Annotated in this window: 9 protein-coding genes; all 9 read left to right on the top strand. The window is 45.6% G+C overall.

Annotated features, from left to right (window positions below; translation table 11 throughout):
- Positions 1-429 (top strand): arsenate reductase ArsC (locus ACMO9O_RS04960; RefSeq protein ID WP_418982571.1); only part of this gene is annotated, 429 nt, incomplete at its 5' end.
- Positions 430-439: 10 nt separating this feature from the next.
- Entirely contained in the window at positions 440-1,483 is a 1,044-nt protein-coding gene (gene arsB / locus ACMO9O_RS04955; RefSeq protein WP_418982570.1) for an ACR3 family arsenite efflux transporter, read from the top strand.
- 9 nt (positions 1,484-1,492) lie between these two features.
- Positions 1,493-1,948: a thioredoxin family protein gene (locus ACMO9O_RS04950; RefSeq protein ID WP_418982569.1), complete on the top strand. Its 456-nt coding sequence runs from the start codon at positions 1,493-1,495 to the stop codon at positions 1,946-1,948.
- Positions 1,949-2,067: 119 nt separating this feature from the next.
- Entirely contained in the window at positions 2,068-2,370 is a 303-nt protein-coding gene (locus tag ACMO9O_RS04945) for an ArsR/SmtB family transcription factor (protein ID WP_022012149.1), read from the top strand.
- Between the two features lie 59 nt (positions 2,371-2,429).
- On the top strand, positions 2,430-2,969 hold the full coding sequence (locus ACMO9O_RS04940; protein ID WP_418982566.1) for a hypothetical protein: 540 nt from the start codon (positions 2,430-2,432) through the stop codon (positions 2,967-2,969).
- 6 nt (positions 2,970-2,975) lie between these two features.
- Complete coding sequence (locus tag ACMO9O_RS04935; RefSeq protein ID WP_418982565.1) at positions 2,976-3,881, top strand: permease; 906 nt, start codon at positions 2,976-2,978, stop codon at positions 3,879-3,881.
- 11 nt (positions 3,882-3,892) lie between these two features.
- Positions 3,893-4,090: a hypothetical protein gene (locus ACMO9O_RS04930; RefSeq protein WP_418982564.1), complete on the top strand. Its 198-nt coding sequence runs from the start codon at positions 3,893-3,895 to the stop codon at positions 4,088-4,090.
- A gap of 36 nt (positions 4,091-4,126) precedes the next feature.
- Entirely contained in the window at positions 4,127-6,523 is a 2,397-nt protein-coding gene (locus ACMO9O_RS04925; protein WP_418982563.1) for a hybrid sensor histidine kinase/response regulator, read from the top strand.
- The coding region (locus ACMO9O_RS04920) for a response regulator (protein ID WP_418982561.1) at positions 6,516-6,826 on the top strand (311 nt) is incomplete at its 3' end. The genes ACMO9O_RS04925 and ACMO9O_RS04920, both read left to right, overlap by 8 nt.

The raw sequence follows: 6,826 nt of genomic DNA, 5'->3' as shown, positions 1-6,826 counted from the left end.
AACAGTTGCCGCAGCCAAATGGCACATGGTTTTTTGCAGTCATTCGATGCCTCTTTAGAGGTACACTCGGCAGGAACGAACCCCGCCCGGCAAGTGAATCCGACGGCGGTTGCTGTTATGCAAGAAGTGAGAATAGATATATCCGGGCATAAACCTAAAGGAGTGGAACGGTATCTCAATGAGGAATGGGATTATGTCATTACGGTATGCGGAGGAGCGAATGAGGGCTGTCCGATGTTTAACGGTAGTGTGAAGCATCGGTTGCATCTTGGATTTGATGATCCCTCCGAAGTAACGGGGACACCGGATTTTGTTCTGGAAGAGTTTCGCCGTGTGCGCGATGAGATCAAAAAGGGATTTGCAGAGTTTTACGTTACGGAAATTCTTAAACGGGAGTTGCCGAAATGCTCCTGCGGAGGAAAGTGTTAAACAGTATTGTATGGAAAAGAAAGAAGGAATTGGTTTTTTTGAGCGTTACCTGACTTTGTGGGTTGCGCTATGTATTCTTGCAGGGATCGCCGTTGGGCAATGGCTGCCTGCCGTTCCTGTAACGCTTGGCAAGCTGGAATATGCGAATGTGTCGATTCCGGTAGCGATTCTGATCTGGCTTATGATTTATCCGATGATGCTGAAAGTGGATTTTCAGAGTGTGAAGAATGTCGGACGGCGACCGAAAGGTATTTTGATAACAGGAGTAACGAATTGGCTGATAAAGCCTTTTACAATGTTCGGTATCGCATGGTTGTTTTTCTTCGTGATTTTCAAAAATCTGATTCCTGCGGATTTGGCTGATCAGTATCTTGCCGGAGCCGTATTACTTGGGGCGGCTCCCTGCACGGCAATGGTGTTTGTATGGAGTTATCTTACGAAAGGGGACGCGGCTTATACGCTGGTACAGGTCGCGGTGAACGATCTGATTATTCTTGTGGCGTTTGCGCCTATTGTGGCGTTCTTGCTCGGTGTGGGCGGGGTGTCGATTCCGTGGGATACGTTGTTGCTTTCGGTGGTGCTGTTTGTAGTCATTCCTTTAGGTGCGGGTGTCATTACCCGTTTGTGGGTAGTGAAGCGTAAAGGTATCGACTATTTCAATAATGTGTTTGTAAAGAAGTTCGACAACCTGACGGTTGGCGGCTTGTTACTGACACTTATCATTCTCTTTTCGTTTCAGGGTGAAACGATTCTCCGTAATCCGCTTCATATCCTGTTGATCGCTGTGCCGCTCGTCCTGCAAACGGTATTGATTTTCTTTGTGGCTTATGGCTGGGCAAAATGGTGGCGGCTCCCGCATGATGTGGCTGCACCTGCGGGAATGATCGGAGCCAGCAATTTTTTCGAGTTAGCTGTTGCTGTTGCAATCTCGCTGTTCGGCTTACAGTCCGGTGCAGCTTTGGCAACGGTGGTCGGTGTGTTAGTGGAGGTTCCGGTGATGCTGATGTTGGTGAGGATCGCTAACAATACACGTCGGTATTTTAAGCAAACCTAATGACGAATTATGAAAAAATACAGATGTTATATTCCTGTCGTCCTGATTTTGTTGCTGTTTTGTTCTTTGCTTTTCTTCCGGGGCAATCTGATCCGATATGCGTCCCGGAATATGAAGGCAGGAATGGAAACGACTGAAAAGAATACAGTTGAAAGTACCCTATCAGAGCAATATGATTATAGTAAGAATGAGAAAAGCTATGATTATACATTTCTCGAATTTGGCTCGGTTGGTTGTCATTCCTGCCGCCAAATGGAATATGTCATGGAAGAAATCAAACAAGAATACAGCAATTGGGTAAACGTCGTGTTTGTAAATGTCAGCCGAAAGGAAAATAGGGAATTGGTTGATTATTTCGGAATTGTGACGATACCTGCACAGGTTTTGCTCGATAAGCATGGGAAAGAATATTTCAGGCATAACGGGTATTTGTCGGCGGATGATTTATCTAATCATTTTAAGTAAAGGATAATACCCTGCCTTGTTTAACGGTTTTTATCGAAAGATTTGAATGATTTGGATTTAAGATTTGGCCGTTTACATGATTCATCGTATATTTGCGATGAATTAAAAACAGAGATAGTATGGCATTTAGTAAGGCAGGTGATTTTGAGGAAAAGGATGTATTGGTAGCCCGTTTTGCCAAAGCATTAAGTCATCCGGCGCGTGTGGCAATTTTGCGGATGCTTGCCAAACAAACAGCTTGTTATTGCGGTGATCTGGTACAGGAATTACCTATTGCACAAGCTACGGTTTCGCAGCATTTGAAAGAGTTGAAAGATGCCGGGCTGATTGAGGGAGAAATCACTCCTCCCAAAGTCCGGTATTGTATCAACAGAGCGAATTACGATTTGGCAAGATCGTATTTTGATGATTTGTTTATTTGAATTTTTTTTATTTACATACATCGTATATATACGATATACAATAACAAAAGAAAGAAAAAATGAGTGATACAAAAACAATTTGGTCGGTTATTGCCGGTCTTTTATCTTCGGTGTTTGCGTTTTTAGGTATAGTGAGTTGCTGCGGTATGCCTATTCTTGCAGGAGTATTGGCTGCATTGGGCATCGGAGCCTCGCAGTTGAGTTTCTTTGTCGAATTTCGGGGGTGGTTTATTGCATTTGCAATTATATCGCTTCTGTTCGGCTTTTATCAAGTTTATTTAAAGAGGTCGTGCAGTTGTTGTGAGGAAAATGCTTCTGATAAGAGTTTGAAGAAACAGGCAAGAGCAAGAGGTTTTCAAAAAATGTTTTTGTGGGTTGGTGCTGTAATTATCCTTGTTCTTCTTTTGGTGGGTAACCGTGCGAAGCAGCCGACAAATGAAGACAGTTGTTGTCCGGCACAGCAAGAAGCGGTATTGCCTGCTGCGGAGGGTTGCTGCGGATCGGTTGTTTCGGAAAAGGCAGAGAGTTGTTGCGCAACGGCTAATGAGATGCCTGCGCAAGAATTGGAAAATAATTGTTGTGAAAGTAATTGTAATTAAATTGGTATGAATACGTTAATTGAAACTTTAGAGTATTTTGTATTTATCACGGTTGAGCTGATAGCACTCTTTATGCTGATCAGTGCTGCGGTTGAGATTATCCTGATGTATATTCCGGAAGAGAAGATACGGAAGAAGCTATCCGGTGCAGGCATTTTCGGTAATGTGATTGCAGCGGGATTCGGTGCTTTGACACCTTTCTGTGCCTGTTCTACTATTCCGATGACGGTAGGATTTCTAAATGCGGGAGTGCCTTTCGGTTCTACGATGTCGTTTCTGATTGCTTCGCCGTTACTAAACCCGATTATTATCGGTATGCTGGGGGCTATGGTGGGAGTAAAAGCTATGATCATCTATTTTGTGATGGCTTTTCTTTGCTCGGTGGTTTTCGGTTATGTGCTGGAAAAGATCGGAGCGCAAAAGTATGTGAAGAATGTGCGCCTGAAAAGCAGTTCTTTGTGTTGTTCTGGTGAACAATTGGATAAGAGGTCATTGCCTTTTGCCCGAAAGCTGAAACTTGCTTTTCAGAGTGCATGGGGAAGTTTGCGGCCTATCATGGTTTATTTGCTTATCGGCGTTGCTCTCGGAGCGGGTATTTACGGTTATATGCCGCAGGATTTTGTGATGAAAATTGCCGGGCCGGATAATCCGTTTGCCGTTCCGGTAGCCGCTATATTGGGGGTTCCGCTTTATATACGGGCAGAAACAGCAATTCCGATCGGTGTGGCCCTGATGGGGAAAGGAATGAGCATCGGAGCCGTGATTGCTTTGGTTATCGGCGGCGCAGGAATGGCGATACCGGAGATGTCCATGCTGGCAAGTATATTCAAGAAGAAACTTGTGGCTATGATTGTGGCCGTGATATTTATTACAGCCGTGGTTTCCGGTTATTTGTTTAATGTTTTATTATAATTTACAATTTTATGGAAGAGAAAAAAGAAAAGAAAGGTTTTTGGGCATCGTTGTTCTCGCCTAAAACATGCAGTTGTTCGTGTGGAAACTCTATTATTGAGGAATTTGAGGAGGCGAATCAACTTTCTCCGGAAAAGATGGGTGAAGACGAGAGTAAAACAAAAAATGAATCCAACAAGGATAATGAATCATCTTGTGGATGTTGCTAACGAATTAATCGGGAGTAGTATAATACATCACTTAAGATGAATAAAAGTTCTTTATACTCAATAAGATTAAAAATAGTAATGGGCTATTGTCTGCTCATTACTGTTTTTTTATTTGTGCTACTCCGCATTTATAAAGAGAATAATAATCTGATTGAGCTGGATAAAGAAACAAGAGAAATATCCGAACAACGTCGTCAAACTGAACAGATTGTTATCCGGTTATTAGATTTATCGTTTCAGGGCGAACAATTAGTTGGTTGGCGGAAAAAGGATGTAGAGGAATATCGCAACAAACGGGATTCAGTAGCAAATTTGCTCAAAGCATTACGGCTGCGACTGAACGCTCCCCAACAATGTAACCGGATTGACAGCGTCCTATATCTGCTAAAAGCTAAAGAAGAACATTTGATAGCTATCCTACAAGATATACGAGAGTTACGCGAAGGCTATGATGTTGTTCAAAACCGTATTCCTGATGTTATCCGCAAAGCGAAATATCAGAGCGAAGACCTTTCCGGACGCCTGCAAGAGAATATAGAGAAAGGACGTAAACAAATAAGTGGCATTAAGGGTTTATTCCGCAATAAGAAAAAATTACGCGAACAGACCGAGCAGGAGAATGAAACGATTCTACGAAATGTCCAAAAACGTCAGGCTGGAACCCTGTATAGTATGGCGGGCGAAATAGCCCAAACACATACTGCTAAAACGATGCTGCTACTCTCCCATGTCGATAGTCTTACCATCCGAAACGCCTATCTGAACCAACAGATCAATCGCTTGCTTACGGATTTCGGTATGGCAGACCGTGGTATCCGGGAAAAGATAATAGAACGGGAATTGTTCGGGCGTAAACGAGCGGTTATGACTGTTTCGGTATTAAGTATTGTCGCCCTATTGCTCGCTATTGTATTTTATATATTGCTTCACAGGGATATTCAAGAAAGACATCGTAATCGCATTCGTCTGGAGAAAAGCAATAAACGAAATGAAGAATTACTCGCCAGTCGCAAGAACATGATGCTTACGGTGAGCCATGATCTGCGTGCGCCACTCGCGGCAATCAACGGTTATGCAGAATTGCTGCCCAACGAACGGAGAAAGGAAAATCGACAACGTTATAGCGAAGCAATCCTGCAATCCTCCCACAGAATGTTATCGCTGCTGAATACATTGCTGCATTATGACCGTTTAGAAATGGGTAAGGAACAAGCAGAGAATACGCCGTTTCGTTTGAAAAGTCTCGCCGATGCGCTGGCTGCGGAATACGCTCCGCTGGCAGCTAAAAAACAATTGGAACTTACTACCCGCTACGACGGAGAGGATGTAATCGTGGCAGGTGATCGGGGACGGATTCTGCAAATCGCAGGTAATCTTCTGTCCAACGCCTTAAAATTCACCCGCACGGGGTATATCCGCCTGCTTCTGGAGTATCGAAGTAGTGAATTACTCCTCCGCGTGGAGGATACAGGAACCGGGATGACGGAGGAACAAACAAAACGTATTTTCGGCCCTTTTGAGCGGCTTGGCAATGCCGAAACGGAGGAGGGTTTCGGTTTGGGGCTTTCGATCACGCTGGCATTGGTCGAACTGTTGAAAGGACGATTAGAAGTTCAAAGCCACCCCGGAACGGGAACGACGTTCACCGTGCGCCTGCCGCTTCCGGTGTACGATGAAGAAAGCCTGCACCCGCAACCGACCGAACCGGACGCCCTGCCCGCCGACCTGCGTGTGGTTGTAGTGGATAACGACGCCGTACTGCTGGCCATGACGGTGGAGATGTTCTCGCGTTGTCAGATTCATGCCGAGGGTTGTCGCAGCGCACGGGAATTGATGGAGTGCCTGCGCACGCAACGGTACGATATGGTGCTGACCGATATTATGATGCCCGACGTAAATGGATTCGGGTTGCTGGAGTTGTTGCGCACGTCCAATATTGCGGCGGGGAAAATGATTCCCGTTGTGGCTATGACCGCCCGTGCGGAGCGCAACACCAAAGAGTTTCTTCGTGCCGGATTTGCAGGATGCCTTTATAAACCGTTTTCCCGTGCAGAATTGTTCGCCACCGTGCGGCAATGTATCGTGAAGCGGATGGAAGAGCCGCTTTACATAGCGGAGTTCAGCGGGTTATTTTCCGGAGAACGGAACGATGGGGAAATGCTCGCTTTGGTAATGCAGGAAACCGGAAAAAGTATGGCAGCTCTTGCCGACGCATTGGATCGGGAAGATCGTGAAAGCATAGCCGCCCTTACACACCAGCTTTTGCCATTGTGGGAGGTGTTACGGATAGATGCGCCCTTGCAAGACCTCCGTAAAGCGTTATCCGTTTCCGACAGTATGGACGAAGCGGTTCGCAATGCTGTTAGTAAAGTTCTTGACACAGGAAAGCGTCTGACCGAACAGGCACAGCGCAGAAAGGAGGGCTATGGGTAAGATTCTGATCATTGAAGACGACCTCGTTCTTTGCCGGGTGCTACGGAATTGGCTGGAGCGAAAACGGATGCGGGTGGAATGCGTTTGCTCGGTAGCCCAAGCACGTAAAACGATAGCCGCCACGGACGCCGACATCATCCTCTCGGATATGCGTCTGCCCGACGGTGACGGTATCGGAATATTAGAATGGATGAATGAAAACCGCTACCGCATTCCGTTTGTCATCATGACGCAGCACGCCGAAGTCTTGTCTGCCGTGCGAGCCATGAAGCTGGGCGCGGAAGATTATCTGCCCAAACCATT

The organism is Alistipes sp. (genome assembly GCF_048465635.1).
GTDB lineage: Bacteria > Bacteroidota > Bacteroidia > Bacteroidales > Rikenellaceae > Alistipes.
This window is presented reverse-complemented; position numbering and strand designations above follow the sequence as displayed.

Excerpts from the sequence above, each read along its gene's own strand:
- ACMO9O_RS04950 (WP_418982569.1), top strand. The coding sequence starts at position 1,493 with ATGAAAAAATACAGATGTTATATTCCTGTCGTCCTGATTTTGTTGCTG.
- ACMO9O_RS04945 (WP_022012149.1), top strand. The coding sequence starts at position 2,068 with ATGGCATTTAGTAAGGCAGGTGATTTTGAGGAAAAGGATGTATTGGTA.
- ACMO9O_RS04935 (WP_418982565.1), top strand. The coding sequence starts at position 2,976 with ATGAATACGTTAATTGAAACTTTAGAGTATTTTGTATTTATCACGGTT.
- arsB (WP_418982570.1), top strand. The coding sequence starts at position 440 with ATGGAAAAGAAAGAAGGAATTGGTTTTTTTGAGCGTTACCTGACTTTG.
- ACMO9O_RS04925 (WP_418982563.1), top strand. The coding sequence starts at position 4,127 with ATGAATAAAAGTTCTTTATACTCAATAAGATTAAAAATAGTAATGGGC.
- ACMO9O_RS04940 (WP_418982566.1), top strand. The coding sequence starts at position 2,430 with ATGAGTGATACAAAAACAATTTGGTCGGTTATTGCCGGTCTTTTATCT.
- ACMO9O_RS04930 (WP_418982564.1), top strand. The coding sequence starts at position 3,893 with ATGGAAGAGAAAAAAGAAAAGAAAGGTTTTTGGGCATCGTTGTTCTCG.